Origin of the sequence: Streptomyces sp. NBC_01006 (genome assembly GCF_045162725.1) — a bacterium.
GTDB lineage: Bacteria > Actinomycetota > Actinomycetes > Streptomycetales > Streptomycetaceae > Streptomyces.
Genome location: NZ_CP108700.1, coordinates 2,879,731 through 2,899,693 on the forward strand (window position 1 = coordinate 2,879,731; position 19,963 = coordinate 2,899,693).

The 19,963-nt window shown below is 73.5% G+C and carries 19 protein-coding genes; 10 read left to right on the forward strand and 9 right to left on the reverse strand.

Annotation, left to right across the window (positions count from 1 at the left end; all coding sequences use genetic code 11):
- Positions 1–215: 215 nt before the first annotated feature.
- Entirely contained in the window at positions 216–1,025 is an 810-nt protein-coding gene (locus tag OG509_RS13085) for a glucose 1-dehydrogenase (RefSeq protein ID WP_406182667.1), read from the reverse strand.
- 17 nt (positions 1,026–1,042) lie between these two features.
- Entirely contained in the window at positions 1,043–1,744 is a 702-nt protein-coding gene (locus tag OG509_RS13090) for a vancomycin high temperature exclusion protein (protein ID WP_406182669.1), read from the reverse strand.
- 252 nt (positions 1,745–1,996) lie between these two features.
- Between OG509_RS13090 and OG509_RS13095 the strand changes: the two genes are divergently transcribed.
- The 4 genes from OG509_RS13095 to dnaG all read left to right on the forward strand — a co-directional run bounded on the left by OG509_RS13095 (position 1,997) and on the right by dnaG (position 7,560).
- Positions 1,997–2,812 carry a sirohydrochlorin chelatase gene (locus tag OG509_RS13095; RefSeq protein ID WP_406187565.1) on the forward strand — a complete coding sequence of 272 codons (816 nt, stop codon included), beginning with the start codon at positions 1,997–1,999 and terminating at the stop codon, positions 2,810–2,812.
- Positions 2,813–2,886: 74 nt separating this feature from the next.
- Positions 2,887–4,227: a deoxyguanosinetriphosphate triphosphohydrolase gene (locus OG509_RS13100; RefSeq protein WP_406187566.1), complete on the forward strand. Its 1,341-nt coding sequence runs from the start codon at positions 2,887–2,889 to the stop codon at positions 4,225–4,227.
- 93 nt (positions 4,228–4,320) lie between these two features.
- A complete protein-coding gene (locus OG509_RS13105) occupies positions 4,321–5,586 on the forward strand; it encodes an NAD(P)/FAD-dependent oxidoreductase (protein ID WP_406182670.1) in 1,266 nt (421 codons plus the stop codon).
- A 54-nt stretch (positions 5,587–5,640) separates the two neighbouring features.
- Positions 5,641–7,560 carry a DNA primase gene (dnaG, locus tag OG509_RS13110; RefSeq protein WP_406182672.1) on the forward strand — a complete coding sequence of 640 codons (1,920 nt, stop codon included), beginning with the start codon at positions 5,641–5,643 and terminating at the stop codon, positions 7,558–7,560.
- 8 nt (positions 7,561–7,568) lie between these two features.
- Here the strand turns inward: dnaG and OG509_RS13115 are convergent, their stop codons facing one another.
- Positions 7,569–7,988, reverse strand: a complete 420-nt coding sequence (locus OG509_RS13115) for a gamma-glutamylcyclotransferase family protein (RefSeq protein WP_406182674.1) — start codon at positions 7,986–7,988, stop codon at positions 7,569–7,571.
- A 250-nt stretch (positions 7,989–8,238) separates the two neighbouring features.
- Here OG509_RS13115 and OG509_RS13120 point away from each other — a divergent pair, with 250 nt between their 5' ends.
- The 4 genes from OG509_RS13120 (at position 8,239) to OG509_RS13135 (ending at position 11,763) form a co-directional block, all read left to right on the forward strand.
- Positions 8,239–8,952 carry a hypothetical protein gene (locus OG509_RS13120; protein ID WP_406182676.1) on the forward strand — a complete coding sequence of 238 codons (714 nt, stop codon included), beginning with the start codon at positions 8,239–8,241 and terminating at the stop codon, positions 8,950–8,952.
- Positions 8,949–10,223, forward strand: coding sequence for an ATP-binding protein (locus OG509_RS13125; RefSeq protein ID WP_406182678.1), 1,275 nt, complete (start codon positions 8,949–8,951; stop codon positions 10,221–10,223). The genes OG509_RS13120 and OG509_RS13125 overlap by 4 nt, the downstream gene beginning before the upstream one ends.
- Positions 10,224–10,421: 198 nt before the next feature.
- Positions 10,422–10,964, forward strand: a complete 543-nt coding sequence (locus OG509_RS13130) for a hypothetical protein (RefSeq protein ID WP_406182679.1) — start codon at positions 10,422–10,424, stop codon at positions 10,962–10,964.
- A 178-nt stretch (positions 10,965–11,142) separates the two neighbouring features.
- A complete protein-coding gene (locus OG509_RS13135) occupies positions 11,143–11,763 on the forward strand; it encodes a class F sortase (protein ID WP_406182681.1) in 621 nt (206 codons plus the stop codon).
- A gap of 16 nt (positions 11,764–11,779) precedes the next feature.
- On the opposite strand, the gene OG509_RS13140 is transcribed toward OG509_RS13135, so the two are convergent.
- Genes OG509_RS13140 through OG509_RS13150 form a run of 3 tightly spaced genes read right to left on the reverse strand, consistent with a single transcriptional unit; the run spans position 11,780 to position 14,229 of the window.
- Positions 11,780–12,556, reverse strand: coding sequence for a sulfite exporter TauE/SafE family protein (locus OG509_RS13140; protein ID WP_406182683.1), 777 nt, complete (start codon positions 12,554–12,556; stop codon positions 11,780–11,782).
- A gap of 37 nt (positions 12,557–12,593) precedes the next feature.
- A complete protein-coding gene (locus OG509_RS13145) occupies positions 12,594–12,884 on the reverse strand; it encodes a hypothetical protein (protein WP_406182684.1) in 291 nt (96 codons plus the stop codon).
- 49 nt (positions 12,885–12,933) lie between these two features.
- On the reverse strand, positions 12,934–14,229 hold the full coding sequence (locus OG509_RS13150; RefSeq protein ID WP_406182686.1) for a ferric reductase-like transmembrane domain-containing protein: 1,296 nt from the start codon (positions 14,227–14,229) through the stop codon (positions 12,934–12,936).
- Between the two features lie 263 nt (positions 14,230–14,492).
- Here OG509_RS13150 and nirB point away from each other — a divergent pair, with 263 nt between their 5' ends.
- Both nirB and nirD read left to right on the forward strand, forming a co-directional pair.
- Positions 14,493–17,045: a nitrite reductase large subunit NirB gene (gene nirB, locus OG509_RS13155; protein WP_406182688.1), complete on the forward strand. Its 2,553-nt coding sequence runs from the start codon at positions 14,493–14,495 to the stop codon at positions 17,043–17,045.
- Complete coding sequence (gene nirD, locus OG509_RS13160) at positions 17,042–17,377, forward strand: nitrite reductase small subunit NirD (RefSeq protein ID WP_406182690.1); 336 nt, start codon at positions 17,042–17,044, stop codon at positions 17,375–17,377. Before nirB ends, nirD begins: the two co-directional genes overlap by 4 nt.
- Positions 17,378–17,390: 13 nt before the next feature.
- Here the strand turns inward: nirD and OG509_RS13165 are convergent, their stop codons facing one another.
- The 3 genes from OG509_RS13165 to OG509_RS13175 form a co-directional block, all read right to left on the reverse strand.
- Complete coding sequence (locus tag OG509_RS13165) at positions 17,391–17,798, reverse strand: VOC family protein (protein ID WP_406182691.1); 408 nt, start codon at positions 17,796–17,798, stop codon at positions 17,391–17,393.
- Between the two features lie 130 nt (positions 17,799–17,928).
- A complete protein-coding gene (locus OG509_RS13170; protein WP_406182692.1) occupies positions 17,929–18,390 on the reverse strand; it encodes a group III truncated hemoglobin in 462 nt (153 codons plus the stop codon).
- A gap of 155 nt (positions 18,391–18,545) precedes the next feature.
- Positions 18,546–19,598, reverse strand: a complete 1,053-nt coding sequence (locus tag OG509_RS13175) for a helix-turn-helix domain-containing protein (RefSeq protein WP_406182694.1) — start codon at positions 19,596–19,598, stop codon at positions 18,546–18,548.
- Positions 19,599–19,963 lie beyond the last annotated feature (365 nt).

Here is a 19,963-nt window from a genome sequence, read left to right on the forward strand (position 1 = left end):
TCGAGCACCACCTCAAGCTTCGCGAACCTGGCCGAGGCCGCGTACCCCGGCACGGAGTGGGAGCACTTCGAGGCCGAGTACCCCCACCTGGCGTCGGCCGGCGAGGCGGCCTTCGTCGAGAGGCTGGTCGAGGCACTGCGCCCGACGTTCCGCTAGATCCCCTCCCGTGTCCACGGGGCCGTGCCCGCGCCGCCCGGGTCAGGGCGTAAGCCGGGTCAGAGGGACGCCAGGGGCCTGATCGGCGGGCCGGCCGTCCAGCCGCCGTCCACCGCCAGTTCGGCGCCGGTCATGTACGCGGCGGCGTCGGAGAGGAGGAAGGCGACCGCCGCGGCTATCTCCTCGGGGGCGCCGACGCGGCCCATCGGGGCACCGGGGAAGCGGCCCTCGCCGGGCTGGATGCCGATCGGCGCCGTCATCGGGGTCAGCGTCATGCCCGGGTGTACCGAGTTGACGCGGATCCGCGCCTCGGCGAGCTCGACCGCGCCTATCTTCGACAGGCCGCGCACGCCCCACTTGGAGGCCCCGTAACCGGCGGTGAGCGCCAGGCCCGTGAGACCGGCCGCGGAGGAGATGTTGACGATGGAGCCGCCGCCGTTCGCCCGCAGCAGCGGTATCGCGGCCTTGATGCCGATGAAGGTGCCGACCAGGTTGATCTCGACGACCTGCCGGAAGTGCTCGACGCTCTCGTGCTCCAGGAGCTGCCCGGTGGCTATGCCGGCGTTGTTGACGAGCCCGTCGATCCGGCCGAACTCGGCCACCGCGTGGTCGAGGGCGGCTTGCCAGTCGGCCTCGCTCGTGACGTCGTGCCGTAGGAACCGGGCCGCGCCGCCGAGCTTCGCCGCCGTCCGCGCACCCTCCGCCTCCAGCACGTCGGTGATCAGCACGCTGCCGCCCCCGTCCACGACGGCCCGCGCGGCGGCCGCGCCCAGCCCGCGCGCTCCCCCGGTGATGACGACGGCCTTGCCGGTCAGATCCACAACAGCCACGGTCCACACCCCTGACGAAGGTATATGGCTAATCGGCATACTCGGCCGACGGTGCGTCAGTGTGCCACGGCCCCCAGGACCCGCGACACCCCCTGCTCCTTCGGCCCCAGGAACCGCGGCTCCGGCTTGAAGGCCGCGTCCAGCGCCGCCTTGCCCGCCGCGAAGACCTCGCGCGTGCCGCCGTAATACCAGGTCGCATCGTGCTCGTCGTCCACGCCGATCCCGTACGAGTCCAAGCCCGCCGCGTCGCACAGCGCGACGGCCCGGCGTATGTGGAAGCCCTGGCTGATCAGCACCGCCCGCTTCACCCCGAAGATCTCCTTGGCCCGGACGCAGGAGTCCCACGTGTCGAACCCGGCGTAGTCGCTGACGACGCGGTCACCCGGCACCCCGTGGGCCGTCAGGTACGTCCGCATCGCGTCGGGCTCGTCGTACTCGGTGCGGCTGTTGTCCCCGGTGACGAGCACGACCTTGGCCTTGCCCGTGCGGTACAGCTCCACCGCCGCGTCGAGCCGTCTGGCCAGATACGGGGTCGGCCGGCCGTTCCACAGACCCGCGCCGAACACCACCGCGACCTCGGCGGCCGGCGCGTCGGCCGTGCTCCGCAGCCGGTCCGCGGCCGCCGCGTGCGTCCACGCCGAGGGCAGCAGCAACAGCACGCACCCGGCCACCACCGCCTGGACGGCCCGCCGCCGCCCTGCCACCGTCCTCATCCAGCCCTGCATCAGCTTCGACTTCGACTTCGACTTCCGCTTCATGGTCGTTCCCCCCGTTGCGCCACACGTCGTTCGCACACATTGACGATCTACGCCCGCACCCCAGTTCCCCGCTCCCCGCCTTTCACTCGTACGAATGAGCGGGTGAGCTCCCGGTAAACACCCGTCACCCCTGCGCAACGCCACCGACATCTGCGCCCCGCAGGATCGGTTCATGACGGAGCTGGTGCACCCTCCCGAGTCCCTGTCCCTCCCCTTTCCCCCCGCCACCGCCACGGAGCTGCTGACCCGGATATCCACCCAACTCGGCACGCAGCTCAGCGGATTGCGCCCGTGGCGCCCGGCGGGGGGCCGGTCCGACGGAGCCCCCGCATGCAGCCCACCCTCGTCGCCGTCGCCCACGGCAGCCGCGACCCCCGCGCCCTCCCCGCCGCCCTGGCCCTCCTCGACCGGATCCGCGAGCTCCGCCCCCGCCTCGACGTCCGGCTCGGCCACATCGAGCTGAACCGGCCCCTGCTCGCCGAGACCCTCCGCGACGCCACCGGCGCGGCCGTGCTCGTCCCGCTGCTCCTGGGCCGCGGCCACCACGTCAAGCGGGACCTCCCCGCGGCCGCCGCCCGCGCCGCCCACCTGGACACCCGCGTAGCCGCCCCGCTCGGCCCGCATCCGCTGCTGGTCGAGGCCCTGTACGAGCGGCTCCTGGAGGCCGGCCGGGCCCCTGGCACGGGCACGGCCGTCGTCCTCGCCGCCGCGGGCTCCCGCGACCCCGACTCGGCGGCCGACACCCGCCGCACCGCCGCCCTGCTCTCCGAACGCCTCGGCGGCGCGGCCGTCGTACCGGCCTACGCCTCCGCCGCCGCCCCGACCGTGCCCGACGCCGTCCGCGCCCTCACCGCCCGCGGCCACCACCGGATCGCGGTGGCCTCGTACTTCACCGCCCCCGGCCGCTTCGCCACGCAGTGCGCCGCCGCCGCACCCGGCCCCGCGGCCGCCCCGCTCGGCGACCACCCGGCCCTGGCGCGCCTCGTGCTCCAGCGCTACGACGAGGCCCTGGCCCGGCAGCTCACCCCCCTGCCCTCCGCGGCCCCCCTGAAACTGGCCACCGCATAAAGACCGCGTTGGCGCGGATTGCTCAGATTGGTCGCATTGTCGGTGTTCCCGGTTACCGTCTGAGCATGGAAGGCATGGAACGCACCGGCACCGCACCCGCCCCGCACCCCGACCCGGACGCCCCCGGCGCCCCGTACGACGCGTCCGACACCGAGCGCTGGGCGGCCGAGCCCGACAAACGCCCCGGCCGGACCGCCTTCCAGCGCGACCGGGCCCGCGTACTGCACTCCGCCGCGCTGCGCCGCCTCGCAGGGAAGACCCAGGTGGTCACCCCCGGCAGCCGCTCGTACGACTGGGACGCCAGCCCCCGCACCCGCCTGACGCACTCCCTGGAGTGCGCCCAGGTCGGCCGCGAGCTCGGTGCGGCCCTCGGCTGCGATCCCGACCTGGTCGAGGCCGCCTGCCTCTCGCACGACATGGGCCACCCGCCCTTCGGGCACAACGGCGAGGAGGCGCTGAACGAGTTCGCGAAGGACTGCGGCGGCTTCGAGGGCAACGCCCAGTCGCTGCGGCTGCTGACCCGCTTGGAGCCGAAGCGGTTCGTGCCCGACCCGGCCACCGGTGAGCTCAGCAGCGTCGGCCTCAACCTCACCCGCGCCTGCCTGGACGCCGCCACCAAGTACCCCTGGGCCCGCGGCGGCCACCCCACCGACCCCGACTCGGTCAAGTTCGGTGCGTACGAGGACGACCTGCCGGTCTTCGAGTGGCTGCGGCGCGGCGCGCCCGCGGACCGCAAGTGCTTCGAGGCCCAGGTGATGGACTGGTCGGACGACGTCGCGTACTCCGTCCACGACTTCGAGGACGGGCTGCACGCCGGGCACCTCGACCCCAACCTCCTCTTCGCCGAGCCCGAGCGCACCGCCATCTGGCAGGTCGCGATCGGCCGGTACGTGCCGGCCGACACCGCGCCGGAGGAGCTGCGGGACGCCCTCGACCGGCTGATGGAGCAGGACTGGTGGGCGCACGGGTACGACGGGTCGGCCGTCGCCCAGGCCCGCCTCAAGGACGCCACCAGCCAGCTGATCGGCCGGTTCTGCCTGGCCGCCGAGGGCGCCACCCGCGAGGCGTACGGCTCCGGCCGGCTGACCCGGTACGCGGCCGAGCTGGTCGTTCCGCGCGAGGCGCGCAACGAGTGCGCGGTCCTCAAGGCCGTGGCCGACCTGTACGTGATGCAGCGCGACGAGCAGGAGCGGCTCCGCGCCGACCAGCGCATCGTCCTGGCCGAACTCGCCGAGGCCCTCAGTGCCCGCGCCCCAGAGGGGCTGGACCCGCAGTTCCGGGCGATCTTCGACGCCGCGCCCGACGACAGAGCGCGCAAACGCGCGGTCATCGACCAGATCGCTGCGCTCACGGACGCCTCCGCGCGCTCCCTGCACGCCCGGCTCGCACGGCGCGCGCGCCGCCCCGTCGGGTGAGCCGATCGGGCCATTCCCCCTTCACGCGGCAGGCTCAGTGCGGGACGCTCGCATGTGGTCGCATGTGGCGGAGAGGTTATGAGGAGGCATCAGGTGGTCGACGCACACCGGACATTCGTCATCGTCGGCGCAGGGCTCGCCGGGGCCAAGGCGGCAGAGACGCTGAGGTCCGAGGGGTTCACGGGGCGGGTGATCCTGGTCGGCGACGAGCGCGACCATCCCTACGAACGGCCCCCGCTGTCCAAGGGGTACCTCCAGGGCAAGGAGGAGCGCGACAGCGTCTTCGTGCACGAGCCGTCCTGGTACGCGAAGGCCGACATCGAGCTGCACCTCGGCCAGCCCGCGGTCCAGCTGGACCGGGAGGCCCGCAAGGTGGTCCTCGGTGACGGCACGGCGCTGCACTACGACAAGCTGCTGCTGGCCACCGGGGCGGAGCCGCGCCGCCTCGACATCCCGGGCACGGGCCTGGCCGGGGTGCACCACCTGCGCCGGCTCGCCCATGCCGAGCGGCTGAAGGGCGTACTGGCCACCCTCGGCCGGGACAACGGGCACCTGCTGATCGCGGGCGCCGGGTGGATCGGCCTGGAGGTCGCCGCCGCGGCCCGCGGCTACGGAGCCGAGGTCACCGTGGTCGAGCCGCTGGCCACCCCGCTGCACGCAGTGCTCGGTCCGGAGATCGGCCGGCTCTTCGGGGACCTGCACGCGGAGCACGGGGTCCGCTTCCACTTCGGTGCGCGGCTCACCGAGATCGTCGGGCACGACGGCATGGTGCTCGCGGCCCGGACCGACGACGGGGAGGAGCACCCGGCGCACGCCGTGCTCGCGGCGATCGGGGCGGCGCCGCGGACCGCGCTCGCCGAGACCTCCGGGCTGGCCCTGGTCGACCGGCAGCACGGCGGCGGCATCGCCGTGGACGCCTCGCTGCGGACCAGCGACCCGGACGTGTTCGCCGTCGGGGACGTGGCCGCCGCGCACCACCCGCTGCTCGGGACCCGGCTGCGGGTCGAGCACTGGGCGAACGCGCTCAACGGCGGCCCGGCCGCGGCGCGGGCGATGCTGGGCCAGGAGGTCTCGTACGACCGGGTGCCGTACTTCTTCTCCGACCAGTACGACGTGGGCCTGGAGTACTCGGGGTACGCCCCGGCCGGCGGCTACGACCAGGTGCTGATCCGCGGCGACGTGGCCAAGCGGGAGTTCATCGCGTTCTGGCTGTCGGAGGGGCGGGTGCTGGCCGGGATGAACGTGAATGTGTGGGATGTCACCGAGCACATCCAGGCCCTGATCCGGTCCAAGGCGTCGGTCAACCGCGAGGCCCTGTCGGACCCGTCGGTTCCGCTTGACTCCCTGGTGGAGGGCTAGGGGGTTGGCGGGGGGCCTGACGGGTTTGTGGGCGCCCGGCCGTAGACTTCACGGGTGGCAGGACGGATCAACGACGACGATGTGAAGGCGGTACGGGACGCGGTCCCGATCGACGCCGTGGTCTCCGACTACCTCCAGCTGCGCAACGCGGGCGGCGGCAACCTCAAGGGCCTCTGCCCCTTCCACGACGAGAAGTCCCCGTCCTTCCAGGTCAGCCCCAGCAAGGGTCTCTACCACTGCTTCGGCTGCCAGGCGGGCGGGGACACCCTCGACTTCATCATGAAGATCGACCACCTGTCCTTCTCGGAGGCCGTCGAGCGCCTCGCCGGCCAGGCCGGCATCACGCTCCGGTACGAGGAGGGCGGGTACACCGCCGGCACCAGCGGCCGCGGCGAGCGCATCCGGCTCGTCGAGGCCCACAAGGCGGCCGCCCAGTTCTACGTCGAGCAGCTGGGCAGCGCCGAGGCGGAGATCGGCCGCAGGTTCCTCGCCGAGCGCGGCTTCGACCAGGCCGCGGCCGAGCACTTCAGCGTCGGGTACAGCCCGGCCGGCTGGGACCACCTGACCCGCTTCCTGCGCGGCAAGGGCTTCAGCGACAAGGAGCTGATCACCTCCGGCCTGGCCCAGGACAGCCGCAGCGGCAAGCCCATCGACCGCTTCCGCGGCCGGCTGATGTGGCCGATCCGCGACATCAGCGGCGAGGTGGTCGGTTTCGGCGCGCGCAAGCTGCGCGACGACGACAACGGGCCGAAGTACCTGAACACGCCGGAGACGGCGATCTACAAGAAGTCCCAGGTGCTGTACGGCATCGACCTGGCGAAGAAGGAGATCGCGAAGACCTCGCGGGCCGTGGTGGTCGAGGGCTACACGGACGTGATGGCCTGCCACATGGCCGGGGTCACGACCGCGATCGCGACGTGCGGCACCGCCTTCGGCGGCGACCACATCAAGATCCTGCGCCGCCTGCTGATGGACAACGCGACCGCCGAGGTGATCTTCACCTTCGACGGCGACGCGGCCGGCCAGAAGGCCGCGCTCCGCGCCTTCGAGGACGACCAGAAGTTCGCCGCCGAAACCTCCATCACCATCGCCCCCGGCGGCATGGACCCGTGCGATCTGCGCCTGGCGCAGGGGGACGCTGCGGTCTCCGGGCTGGTGGAGGCCCGTACCCCGCTGTTCGAGTTCGCGCTGCGGCACATCGTGGCCCGGCACAACCTGGAGAACCCGGCGGGCCGGGCGGCCGCGCTGGACGAGGCGGCGCCGGTCGTCGCCAACATCAAGAACATCGCGATCCAGCACGAGTCGGCGGTCCAGCTGGCGGGGATGCTGGGCATCCGGGACGAGCAGTTCGTCGTCAAGCGGGTCGCGCAGCTGGCGCGCTGGGCGCGGGAGCGGGGCAACCAGCCCGGCGGGCAGCAGCAGGGCCGCGGCCGGCCGTCGCAGGCGTCCTCGTACGAGGCGGCCCCGGCGCCGAGCGGTCCCGTGGGCGGCGGGCCGGCGCTCAACCTGCGCAGCCCCGCGCACCGCACCGAGCGCGAGCTGCTCAAGCTGGCGCTCCAGCGGCCGGCCCTGGTCTCGCCGGCCTTCGACGCGTACGGGGTCGACGAGTTCACCGCCCCGCCGTATGCGGCGGTCCGCGAGGCCATCCAGGCCGCGGGCGGCGCCTCCCTGGGCACCGACGACTACCTGGCCCGGGTCCGCGACGCCGCGCCGAACGACACGGTCCGCGCGCTCGTCACCGAGCTGGCGGTCGAGGCCATCCACGCCAAGACGGTGGACGAGGTCTACGCCGGGGTGCAGCTGGTCCAGGTCCGGCTGCGCGCGGTCGACCGCCGGGTCCACGAGATCCAGGGCACGATGTCGCGCCTGGGCACCCAGGCCCCGCCGGAGCAGCTGGCGGCGGTCCAGGAGGAACTCTGGGTCCTGCAGCAGTACGGGCAGCGCCTGCGCAACCGCGGCGCCGAGGGCTTGTAGAGCACCTCCTAGCGCCGTCTGAGCCAGTCGCCGCTCGGTATCTCGGTGCCGGACTCGCGCAGCGTGCGGGCCAGCAGCGGGGCCGCCAGGTAGACCCAGGCGGGGGTCCGGGTGCCGTCCGGGCGGACCGCGTCCCGGCGGACCCGGTCGTAGACGTTCAGCGGCCGATCGGGGCCGTGGTACTCCTCCAGCCGGTCCAGTTCGGCCAGCAGCCTCCCGTACGCGCCGGGCGCCGCGGTGACCAGCTCGCCGACGATCTCCGATCCCGGGTGCGGGACGGCGTACGGGTAGCCGGGACCGTCGTACAGGAGCGCGTCCGGGAGCCGGGCGGGCTCCTCTGCGGCCGTGCGGCCGCGCAGGAACAGGTCGTGGTTGACCTCGCCGGGGCGCAGGGTCCCGTACACGAAGAAGGGGAGCTCGGCGGTCATCCGGCCTTCACCTCGGCGCGGGCGAGAGCCGGATCCTGTGCCGGCTGCGCGGGCTGCGGCGGCTGCGGCCGATCGGCTGATGTCACGGGGCCCTCCCTCGGGTACGGCGGACAGCGCGCGGTCCGGGACTTTCGTCCCGAGTCTGCCTGCGTCCCTCCACCGTACGCACCGCTGTTACACAACCTCCCGGTGCCCGTGATCGTCGCCGTCTACCGTCGATCCGTCCTGCCTCAGACCCCTTTGGCTGCTCATGACGCGACCCATTCGCCACCTCACCGCCGCCCTCCTGTGCGCCTTCACCTGTGCGCTCGCCGTCGGCGGCTGCTCCGCACCCGGAGGGCTGGGCGTCGGCGAGCCCGCGCCGCCCGTATCGGCCCAGCCGCAGCCCGAGTCGCTCTGGCCGCTGTGGACCGACCGCTCGGTTTCGGGGCCGGGCAAATCGGTCGGCACCCGGGAGCCCCCGCCGCAGCCGCTGGAGAACGCGCCCGAGGTGGGGGCCGGCGGACTGCCCGCGGTGAACGTGCAGGACGTCGTACGCGCCGACAAGCAGATGAAGGCGTTCGCGGCGAAGGGCTGGATCGACGCGCCCGGCAAGGTCGGAATGCGCCCACCCGTCTTCCGCGACCTCACGGGCGACGGGAGTCAGGAGCTGATCGTCGCCGCCGACGCGGAGACGGGGCGCACCGCGCTGACCGTGTACAGCGCCGAAGGGACCCGGATCGTCCCCATCCTGTTCACCGTCGGCCGGCGGATGGCCGCCGAGACCATCGGCGGCGACCTGCTGCTGCGCACCGCCGCCGACGACGGCTCCGAGCAGGCCGTCCGCTACCACTGGGACGGCGAGCGGATGAGGGTCGTCAGCGACGAGCGGCGGTACAGCAAGTCCTTGCCGGGCTGCGACAGCGACAGCGCCCGGATCCCGCAGCCGAAGCGCACCGGCAGATACGGCCAGGTGTGCGAGTGAGGCCCGTCCTGGTCCGCTGTCGCCACCTCCTCCAGGCCCTCGGCCTGCGCTGGAAGATCTCGATCCTGCTCGCGGCCGGCTGCTCGCTGGTCGCGGTGACCATCGCCGTACTGATCCACGGGGCGCGGGCCCAACAGGTCGGCGACGCGGCCCGGGAGGGCGCGCTCGCGCAGCTGGTCCGGGTACGACAGGTGTACGAGCTCACCGGCCGACTGGACGAGGACAAGGTCGGCGAGGCCGATGCGTGGATCGACTGCCCGGGGCTGCCGGCGCCGCTGCGCCGGGCGGCCCTGGCGGGGCAGCGCACCACCTACCTCGACCTGTCCGGGCCGGATCCGGCGGTGTGGGCGGCGCGCCCGGTCGGCGGCGACCACGTGCTGTCCGTACGGCGGTCGCTGGCCGGGGAACAGGCCGAACTGGTCGAACTGGAGCAGCAGCTGGTGGCTTCCGGGGCCGGGGTCGTGACGCTCGCGGCGATCGCCGGGGCGCTGCTGGCGAGCCGGCTGAGCAAGGACCTGCGCTCGGCCGCCGAGACGGCCCGCCGGATCAGCGAGGGCGAACTGGACGCGCGGATCGGGGCGTCGGGCGTGCCGGGAACCCGGAACGAGGTCGCCGAGCTGTCCTCGGCGGTGGACACGATGGCGGCCAGTCTCCAGCAGCGGCTGGAGGCGGAGCAGCGGTTCACGGCCGATGTGGCGCACGAGCTGCGGACCCCGCTGACGGGGCTGCACACCGCGGCCGAGCTGCTGCCGGCGGGGCGGCCCACGGAGCTGGTCCGGGACCGGGTCGCGGCGCTGCGGACGCTGACCGAGGACCTGCTGGAGGTGGCGCGGCTGGACGCGCGCAGGGAGGAGGCGCAGCTGGCGGCGCACGCGCTGGGTCCGCTGGTCGCGACGATCGCGCGGCGGTCGGGGGTGGCGGCGCAGGTGGTCGGCGCGGACTGCCCTGCGGTGGTCCGTACGGACGCCCGGCGCCTGGAGCGGATCCTGACGAACCTGCTGGTCAACGCCCGCAGGCACGGCGGGGATCCGGTCACGGTGACGGTCTCCCGGAGCACGGTGACGGTACGGGACTTCGGTCCGGGCTTCCCTGTGAAGCTGCTGAGGGAGGGGCCGCAGCGGTTCCTGACGGGCGCGGCCGAGCGGGGGCAGGGGACGGGGCTGGGCCTGACCATCGCGTTCGGGCAGGCGCAGGTGATCGGGGCGCGGGTGACGCTGTCGAACCCGGCCCCGGCGGGCGCGGAGGCGACGGTGACGCTGCCCGCGGCGTGAACCGGCGCGGGTCAGGGCTCGGGGCCCGGCCCGCGCCCCGGCTCACCCGGACGGCGTGGCGCCCCCGAATGACCGAATGCGGGGCCGTGACCTGCGGGAACGGTAGCCGCCCGAGCAGATCTGACGGAACCTCAGCAGGCGCTCCGCGGCCTGGCCGGGTTTCCTCGGGAACACGACCCCGTGTCTCCAGGAGCCCCCATGCGCCGACGCACCGCCCACGTGCTCACCGCCACCGCGCTGACCGCCGCCGCGTTCACGGGCCCGGTCGCCGGGGCGGTCGCCGCCGCGGAGCTCGGCACGGCGGGCTTCGCACCCGGCGACTTCGCGAAGCTGGAGGTATGGCCGAAAAGCGCCGCTCCCGGGGCCAGCGTCACCGTGAACACCACCGCCTGCGGCGCGGGCAGCCACGCCGACGGCGATGCCACCACGGTCGGCGGCGGCCGCTTCAAGCTGGTCCCCGGCACCCACAAGGAGGTGGTCATCGGGCAGTTCCAGATCGCCCGGGGCCTCCGCCCGGGCACCTACAACATCGGCGCGACCTGCGCCGACGGCAAGTTCGCCACCGGCGACCTGGTCGTCACCGAACGCGGCCCCAAGGGCCACGTCCGTACCGGGGTGGGTGGCGGGACGACCACCACCGTCGACCCCACCAAGATCACGGCGGGAGCGGTCGTGCTGGCCGCGGCCGCCGTCGGCGGTACCTGGCTCCTGCGTCGCCGGGCGAGCGGCACGCGGAGCTGACGGGCGCCCACCGCGGCTGCGACCGCGGTCCGACCGGTACCGTCCTCCGTCGCCCGCCCCGCGAGGTCCCCCCGTTCGCGGGGCCGGGCGACGGCCTGCCACACGGAAACACGGACTCGGACCGGGACTCGGACCGGGATCCGGACCCGGACTCGGAACACACCGCCAGGGGGCACCCATGGGCACAGGCCAGGCCGGCCGCGGCGGGCTCGTCGCGCTCGCCGCCTGCGTCGGCATCTGGCTCGTCGGCAGCGGCTCCGGCCAGTCCGTCGGACCCCCGCTGCCCTCCCCCGCGGACGCGCTGGAGCGGCAGGCGCACTACCCCGGCAGCATCGACCCGCTGCCCGGCTCCCCGCCGGCCCGGATCCGGATCCCGTCCATCCGGGTCGACGCCCCGCTGACCGGGCTGGGCCTCGGCCCCGACGGCAGCATCGAGGTGCCGCCGCCCGCCCGCCGCGATCTGGCGGGCTGGTACCGCGACGGCACCACCCCCGGCGCGGTCGGCACCGCCGTCGTCGTCGGCCACGTCGACCACGCCACCGGCCCGGCGGTCTTCTACCACCTCGGCGCGCTGCACCGCGGAGCCGCGATCGAGGTGCCGCGCGCGGACGGACGTACGGCCGTGTTCACCGTCCATGCGGTCGAGGTCTACGAGGCCGACCGCTTCCCCGACTCCCGCGTGTACGGGCCCTCGCCGCGCGCCGAGCTCCGCGTGATCACCTGCGGCGGGGGCTTCTCGCCGCGAACCGGCTACCAGGGCAACGTGGTCGTCTTCGCCCACCTCACCGGCACGTACTGACGGCAGCGCAGGCCCGTCAGCCCCACTGCTCCAGACCGAGCTTGACCACCAGCGCGGCAACCACCGTGAGCAGCACGCCGCGTACGAACCCGCTGCCCTTCTTCAGCGCCATCCGGGCTCCGACCATGCCTCCGGCCAGGTTGAACGCCGCCATCAGCGCGGCCAGCTGCCACAGCACCATGCCCTGGTACGCGAACATCGCGAGCGCCCCGGCGTTGGTGCAGCAGTTGACGATCTTGGCGGTCGCGGAGGCGGTGACCAGGTCGAGGTGGAGCAGCGCGGTGAGGGCGAGCACCAGGAAGGTGCCGGTACCGGGCCCGATGAGCCCGTCGTAGAAGCCGATGCCGAGGCCGGCGAGCCCGATGGCGAGGAGCACCCGCTGCCGGCTGACGGGCGCGGTCGAGGGGGCGGTGCCGAAGCCCGGCTTGAAGATCACGACGGCCGCGACGATCACGAGCACGCCCATGATGAGCGGGCGCATGGTGTCCTTGCTGATCCCGCCGGCCAGCACGGCGCCGCCCATGGATCCGGCGAGCGCGGCGAGGCCGATCCGGACGGCGAGCTTCACGTCCACCGGCGCCTTGCGTGCGTACGTCACCGCCGCGCCCGCGGTGCCGACGATGGCCACGGCCTTGTTGGTGCCGAGGACGGCGGCGGGGTGGGCGTTCGGCAGGCCGAGGAGCAGGGCGGGCAGGAGCAGCAGTCCGCCACCGCCCACCACCGCGTCGATCCAGCCGGCCGCGGCGGCGGCCACGCACAGCACGATGATCATGGTCGTTGATATGTCAGGCACGGTCACGACCCTATGGAGCCGATGGGTGCAGCAACCATCAATCGCCGGAAACTTGCGCAAAGGTTGAGCTTTGCCGGGCCGGCTCCCGGTCCGGGGCCACCGGGGCGGCCGGATTCACGGTCGCCGTCAGCGCCGTGGCGGCCAGCACACTGGCCAGCCCGAGCCCGGCCGCGAGCCGTCGCGCGGGCGGTACGGCGGCCAGCGCGGCCACGCCCGCCCGCAGGGCGGAGGGCCGGCGGGGCCCTCGGTGCCGGGCCGCGGGCGCGGGGGCGGGGGCGGCGGCGGCCCCGACCGGTACGGACAGGGGGACGTGCAGCGGGTGGCGCATGGCGCGGCGGCCTCTCGGAATCACGTAAGGGTCGGGATCAGGGTCGGGGTCAGAAGCTGAAGCACTCGGAATGGATGCGTCCGGCCGGCACCCCGGCCCGCAACAGCGCGCTCTGCGTCGCCTCCGCCATCCCCGGCGGCCCGCACAGGTAGACGTCGTGCTCGGTCAGCTCCGGCACCAGCGCGAGCAGCGCCTGCGGGGCCAGCGGGTCGTAGGCGGCGTCGGAGGACCCGAGCAGGTAGTGCAGCCCGGCCTGCCGCTCGGCGGCGATGGCGTCCAGCTCGGACCGCAGCACCAGCTGCTCCGCGGCCCCGGCCCGGTAGAGCAGCGTGATCTCCCCCGGCCCGCCGGGCAGCGTCTCGAACAGCGCCCGCATCGGCGTGATGCCGACCCCGCCCGCGATGAGCAGCACCTTGGGCCGGGTCCGCCGGGCGGCGGTGAGCGCTCCGAACGGCCCGGTGGCGATGACCCTGGTGCCGGGGCGCAGCCGGCGGATCCGGCGGGAGTGCCCGCCGAGCGCCTTCACGGTGATCCGCAGGGCGTGGCCCCGGACCGGCGCGGACAGCGAGAACGGCAGGGCGGTGTGCCACAGCCGCCGCTGCAGGAACCGCCAGCGCAGGAACTGGCCCGGCTCGGCGCGCAGTTCCGCCAGGTGCTCCCCGTACACGAGGACGGAGACCGCCCCGGGCCCCTCGACCCGCACAGCGGCCACCCGCAGCGCGTGCCGCAGGGCCTGCCGTACGGGGACCACGGCCCGGTACCAGACCAGCAGGACGGCGACGGTGGCGTGGGCGAGGGCCCAGAACCAGCCGGCCAGGGCGAGATCGGGCCCGGCGAGCTGGTGGCCGAAGGCCAGGGAGGCGGCGAGATGGACGAGGAGATGGACCCCGCGCCAGGTTTCGTGGCTGACCCGACGGCGTACGGCCCGGGCGGAGCTCACCCCGACGGCGGCCAGCAGGGCCGTGCCGGCGAAGGCGGCGGCCACCGCCGGGTAGCCGAACAGCTCCCGGACGGCGGAGACCACGTCGACGCCCTCGTGGACGGCGTATCCGCACAGGGCGAAGAGGGCGTGCCCGAAGCAGAGCAGCAGCACGTGCCGGCCGCCCCGCGCATGCCAGCGGGCGAGCCGGTCGGCGCCGACCCCGTGCTCGACGGAGGGCACCCGGGCCATCAGGAAGAGCAGTACGAGCACCCCGTACCCGGCGAGCAGGCCGGTGAGGTGGGCGGCGGTCGCGAACAGCGCGTCGAGCCGCGCGGAGGGCCGCACCTGGGCCGCCCACAGCAGCGCCACCAGCCCCGCACCGCCGAGCGTCCCGCCCTTGACCCGCATCGCCGCATCTCGCACACGGATCACGCTAAGGGCGGTCCGAGCGCCGCCGACCTGCCCGAACCGATCCTTAAGCCGCCCTTGAGGGATGCCTCACCGACCCTTAACCCGGGCGCTGAGGCGCGCGTTCCGTCCGGGTAACAGCGGCGATGCGGCGGGGAAACAGCGGACGCGCACGCTCGTGCCATGACCTCGGAGCGGCAGCGTGTGGCGGTGACGGGCGGCGCTCGCCGTCTCCGCGCCCCGCGCCACCTGCTCACCGACGACGGAGGCTCCTGATCATGGCCGCAGCCACGCCCACGCCCACCCCCGCCATCGTGCTCATCGGCCACGGCATGGTCGGCCAGCGCTACCTGGAGGCCCTCGCCGAGCGCGGGGCCACCGCCACGCACCGGATCACCGTGCTCTGCGAGGAGCCCCGGCCCGCCTACGACCGCGTCCACCTCACCTCGTACTTCTCCGGCAGCGCCCCCGAGGACCTCTCCCTCACCCCCGCCGGCTTCATGGAGCAGCACGGGATCGAGCTGCACCTCGGCGACCCCGCCGAGACCATCGACCGCGATGCCCGCACCGTCACCTCCCGCTCCGGGCGGGTGTTCCCGTACGACGTGCTGGTCCTCGCGACCGGCAGCCACCCCTTCGTGCCGCCCGTCCCCGGCAAGGACGCCCCCGGCTGCTTCGTCTACCGCACCATCGAGGACCTGCTCGCGATCGAGGAGTACGCGAAGACCCGCACCAGCGGCGCGGTCGTCGGCGGCGGGCTGCTCGGGCTGGAGGCCGCCGGCGCCCTCCAGGGCCTCGGCCTCGCCACCCGCATCGTCGAGTTCGCCCCGCGCCTGATGCCCGTCCAGGTCGACGACGGCGGCGGCGCGGCCCTGCTGCGCACCATCGAGTCGATGGGGCTGACGGTCCACACCGGCGTCGGCACCCAGGAGGTGCTCACCGGAGGGGACGGCCGCGTCACCGGCATGCGGCTCTCCGACGGCTCCACCGTCGACACCGACCTCGTCGTCTTCTCCGCCGGGGTCCGCCCCCGCGACCAGCTCGCCCGCGCCTCGGGCCTGACCGTCGGCGAGCGCGGCGGCATCGGCGTCGACGCCCGCTGCCGCACCTCGGACCCGCGCGTCTACGCCATCGGCGAGTGCGCGCTGGCCGCCGACGGCCGGGTGTACGGGCTGGTCGGCCCCGGGTACGAGATGGCCGAGACGGCCGCCGAGGACCTCCTGGGCCGGGACAGGGAGTTCACCGGAGCCGACCTCTCCACCAAGCTCAAGCTGCTCGGTGTGGACGTGGCCTCCTTCGGCGACGCCCACGGCGCGGCCCCCGGCAGCCTCGACGTCGTCTACTCCGACTCCCGCTCCGGCGTCTACAAGAAGCTGGTCGTCTCCCCGGACGGGGTCCTGCTCGGCGGGGTGCTGGTCGGCGACGCCGACTCGTACGGCCTGCTGCGCCCGCTCACCGGCAGCGTCCCGCCGGTCGGCCCGGACCAGCTGGTGCTGCCCGCCGGTCTCGGCGCGCCGGTCGCCCTCGGCCCGTCGGCGCTGCCCGACTCGGCGGTGATCTGCTCCTGCCACAACGTCACCAAGAAGGCGATCACCGCCTGCGCAACCCTCCCCGAGGTCAAGCAGTGCACCAAGGCGGGCACCGGCTGCGGCAGCTGCCTCAAGATGATCGGCCAACTGCTGCCCGCGGCCGCCGACAAGGGGCTGTGCGGCTGCTTCCCCTTCACCCGTGCCGAGCTCTACGAGATCGTCCGGACCCGCCGGCTGACCTCGTACGAGCAGCTCCTCGACGGCCACGGCCGGGAGGCGGCGCGCGGCGGGGACGGCTGCGAGGTCTGCAAGCCGACCGTCGGCTCGATCATCGCCTCGCTCGCCCCCACCCTCGGGGCGAGCGGCTACGTGCTCGACGGGGAGCAGGCCGCCCTCCAGGACACCAACGACCACTTCCTGGCGAACCTCCAGCGCAACGGCTCGTACTCGGTCGTCCCGCGCATCCCCGGCGGTGAGATCACCCCCGACAAGCTCATCGTGATCGGTGAGGTGGCCCGCGACTTCGGGCTCTACACGAAGATCACCGGCGGTCAGCGCATCGACCTCTTCGGTGCCGCCGTGGACCAGCTCCCGCGGATCTGGGCCCGGCTCGTGGAGGCGGGATTCGAGTCCGGGCACGCGTACGGGAAGGCCCTGCGCACGGTGAAGTCCTGCGTGGGCCAGACCTGGTGCCGGTACGGAGTCCAGGACTCCGTACGCATGGCCATCGACCTGGAGCTGCGCTACCGGGGTCTGCGGGCTCCGCACAAGCTCAAGTCGGCGGTGTCCGGCTGCGCGCGCGAGTGCGCGGAGGCACAGAGCAAGGACTTCGGGGTGATCGCGACGGCGAACGGCTGGAACCTCTACGTCGGCGGGAACGGCGGGGCCGCCCCGCGCCATGCGGACCTGCTGGCCCAGGACCTCTCGGACGCCGAACTGGTCCGGCTCATCGACCGGTTCCTGATGTTCTACATCCGCACGGCGGACCGGCTGGAGCGCACCTCCACCTGGCTGGACCGGCTGGAGGGCGGCCTGGACCACCTGCGGGACGTGGTCGTGCACGACTCGCTCGGGCTGTGCGCGGAGCTGGAATCGCTGATGGCCGACCACGTGGCGCACTACCGCGACGAATGGGCCGAGACCCTGCAGGACCCGGAGCGGCTGCGACGGTTCGTGTCCTTCGTGAACGCGCCCGGCGCCCCCGACCCGACCGTGAAGTTCGTCCCCGAACGCGACCAGGTCAAGCCCGACCTGACCATTCTCGACATCCGGCCGCCGGCGGCCGTGGGAGGCACCCGATGACCGTGGAACTGCAGGTGGCCGAAGGCTGGCTGACGGTGTGCGAGCTGTCCGACCTGACCCCCGGCCGCGGGGTGGCGGTCCTGCTGCCCGACGGGAGCCAGGCCGCGGTGTTCATCGACCGGTCGGGGCGTACGTACGCCATCGACAACCGGGATCCGTTCACCGGGGCGGCCGTGCTCTCGCGGGGGCTGGTCGGGGGCGCGGAGGGCAGGCCCTTCGTGGCCTCGCCGCTGCTGAAGCAGCGCTTCGACCTCGGTTCGGGGCGCTGCCTGGACGACGAGGAGGCGGCGGTCGGGACCTACCCGGTGCGGACCGCCGTGGCCTCCGGCTGAGGGCCGATCCGGATCAGGCCTGGACCATCGCCGGGTCCATCCACATGATCTCCCAGGTGTGGCCGTCGAGGTCGTCGAAGGCGCGGCCGTACATGGTGCCGTAGTCCTGCGCGGCGCGGGGCTCGGTGGCACCCGCGCCGACGGCCGAGTCGACGATCTCGTCCACCGCGGCGCGGCTCTCGGCACTCAGGCACAGCAGCACCGAGGTGGTGGTGGAGGTGTCTGCAATGGCCTTGTGGGTGAAGTCCTTGAAGCGGGCCTCGGTCAGGAACATCGCGACGATCGAGTCGGTGATGGGCATCGCGGCACAGTTCTCGTCGGTGAACTGGGCATTGAAGCCGTAGCCGAGCTTGCTCCAGAAGACCTTGGTCGCGTCGAGGTTCTTGACCGGCAGGTTGACGAAGATCATGGTGGAGGACATCTCGGTCTCTCTTCTCTCGTGCAGCACGGCGTTTCGTTGCTGTCGAGAGGTAGACCGCAGGGCCTCGCCGAACTCATCGCTCCCGGTGAAGTTTTTTTGAGATCTTTCCTGCGGGAGACAAACCCGCAGGTCAGGCTGTGGTCCGGAGCTCCAGGGCGGCCAGCGGGACGAACCCGCGCCCGTCCTCGCCCCCCGTGGGGGCGTCCGGCCCGGCCAGCCGCCTGTGCAGGGCCAGGGCGATCCGCTCGCCCGTCGCCTTCGCCCGCTCCGCGTTCGGCCCCCGGTGCAGGCCGTCGACGGCGGCGTTCCACAGCTGGACCCAGCGCCCGAAGTCCTCGGGAGTCATCGCGCGCGCCGCGTGCAGGGCGGCGTGCGGGCCGAAGGCGTCGCGCCCGTAGCCGGCCGTACGGAACAGGGCCCGCTCCCAGAAGTCCGTGATCCGGGGCAGGTGGACCTCCAGGTCCGTGCCGGCGATCTCGGTGAAGAACGGCCCTATCCGCCGGTCGGCGAAAGCGGCGGTGTAGAAGCGGCGCAGCACGACGGTGAGGTCTGCGCGGCCGGAGATGTCGTTGTCCGCGGCGAACTGGTTCATGGCTTCACCATCCTGGCGCACGCAGGCGTGCCCCAGGGCGGAAAGTCCCGCCGTTCGTCAGTTCGTCGGTTCGTGCGGATCGCGGGCGTACCGGCCGCCCGCGATCCGAGGCGGCCCCGGGCGGCCCCGGCCGGCCCCGGCCGGAGCCGGCCGGGTCAGGAGGCCACCGCTCCGCCCTTCAGCAGCGCGGCCCCCAGCGGGGTCACCGTGTGCAGGACGGCGTTGCCCCGGCGCAGGGTGGTGACCAGGCCCGCCTCGCGCATCACGCAGGCGTGCTGGCTGGCGGAGGCCAGCGAGACCCCGGCCCTGCGGGCCAGCTCGCTGGTGGTGGCGCCGTCGCCGATGGCCCGCAGCACCACCGAGCGGGTGTGCCCGACGAGCTTGCCCAGCGTGCGCTGGCGCTGCTCCTCCAGGGGCCGGATCGATTCGCCCGCGGCGGACGCCGAGGCCAGCTGCGCGGCGGCCGGGTAGACCAGCACCGGGGGCAGCTCCGGATCGTGCAGGGTCACGGCGGTGCGCCGGCAGAAGAACGACGGCTGGAGCAGCAGCCCGCGCCCCCGCAGCCGGACGTCGCGATCCACGGGGTAGTCGCACTCCAGGACCGGCGCCCGCCAGCGCAGCATCGGCGGCAGCGAGGCCAGCAGCTCGTCCGCGCCCCCGTCCAGCAGGGCCCGGCCGCGCGCGGCCCGCTCGGCCTCGATCTGGGCCTGGATGTGGGTCCAGTACGGCTCCACGGCCGCCCGGTGGTAGCCGCGCAGCTCGCCCATCAGCCTCGGCAGGTGCTTGGTGCCGCCCTCCATGAAGTCCCGCAGCCGCCGCGGGACGGGCCCGTCGACGCCTCCGCTGACGGCCGAGGGCATGCCGAACGCGGCCCCGACGCCGGTGCCCGCGCCCAGCAGTGCGAGCTCGCGCCGCATCCGCTCGGTGCGGATCCCGCGCAGGGCGTCCAGTCCCACGTCCCACCCGTACTGCCCCTCCACAGGGGTCAGGAAATCGGGAAAATAACCACGACTCGGTATGAGCGCACCGAGCAAGCGTGTTTCACTATTCAACCTGCTCCGGGTTTCCGTACGCCATTCACCGAAGAGCCGCACATCACGCCGGTCTCTTAAGCGGTGAAAACTCAGAATCGTTTCCCACAACGCATCGGGACGCCCTGCCATCCGTACGCGTGCCAGGTCCACTCCAGTGAAATGGATACGCAGCACCGAACCCCCACCTGTGCAACCGCAATCCCCCCGCCTCATGAGTATGCATGCCGTCACACGACGTCACCACGCCCTTTCAGCCACAGTTGAAACCCCTTTCGGCGGGGGCGTGACAACCGAAATCCTGTACTCCGCCAGGCACACTCCGGTGCGACCGAAACGCTCCGTGAAGGCCGTGGGGGGCTTTGCGGGGCCTGGCGGTCGGTCGCACCGGGAAGCGCCGACGTGTCTGGCAGATTGACAGCAGGCGGTGGACGGGTGGGGATCCGTCCACCGCCTGCTGGCGTAAAGATTTGTTGAACAACAAAAAAGTGGCGCGTCCGCCCTCGGGGGTCAGGGAACCCGGGGGCGGACGCGCAGTCAGC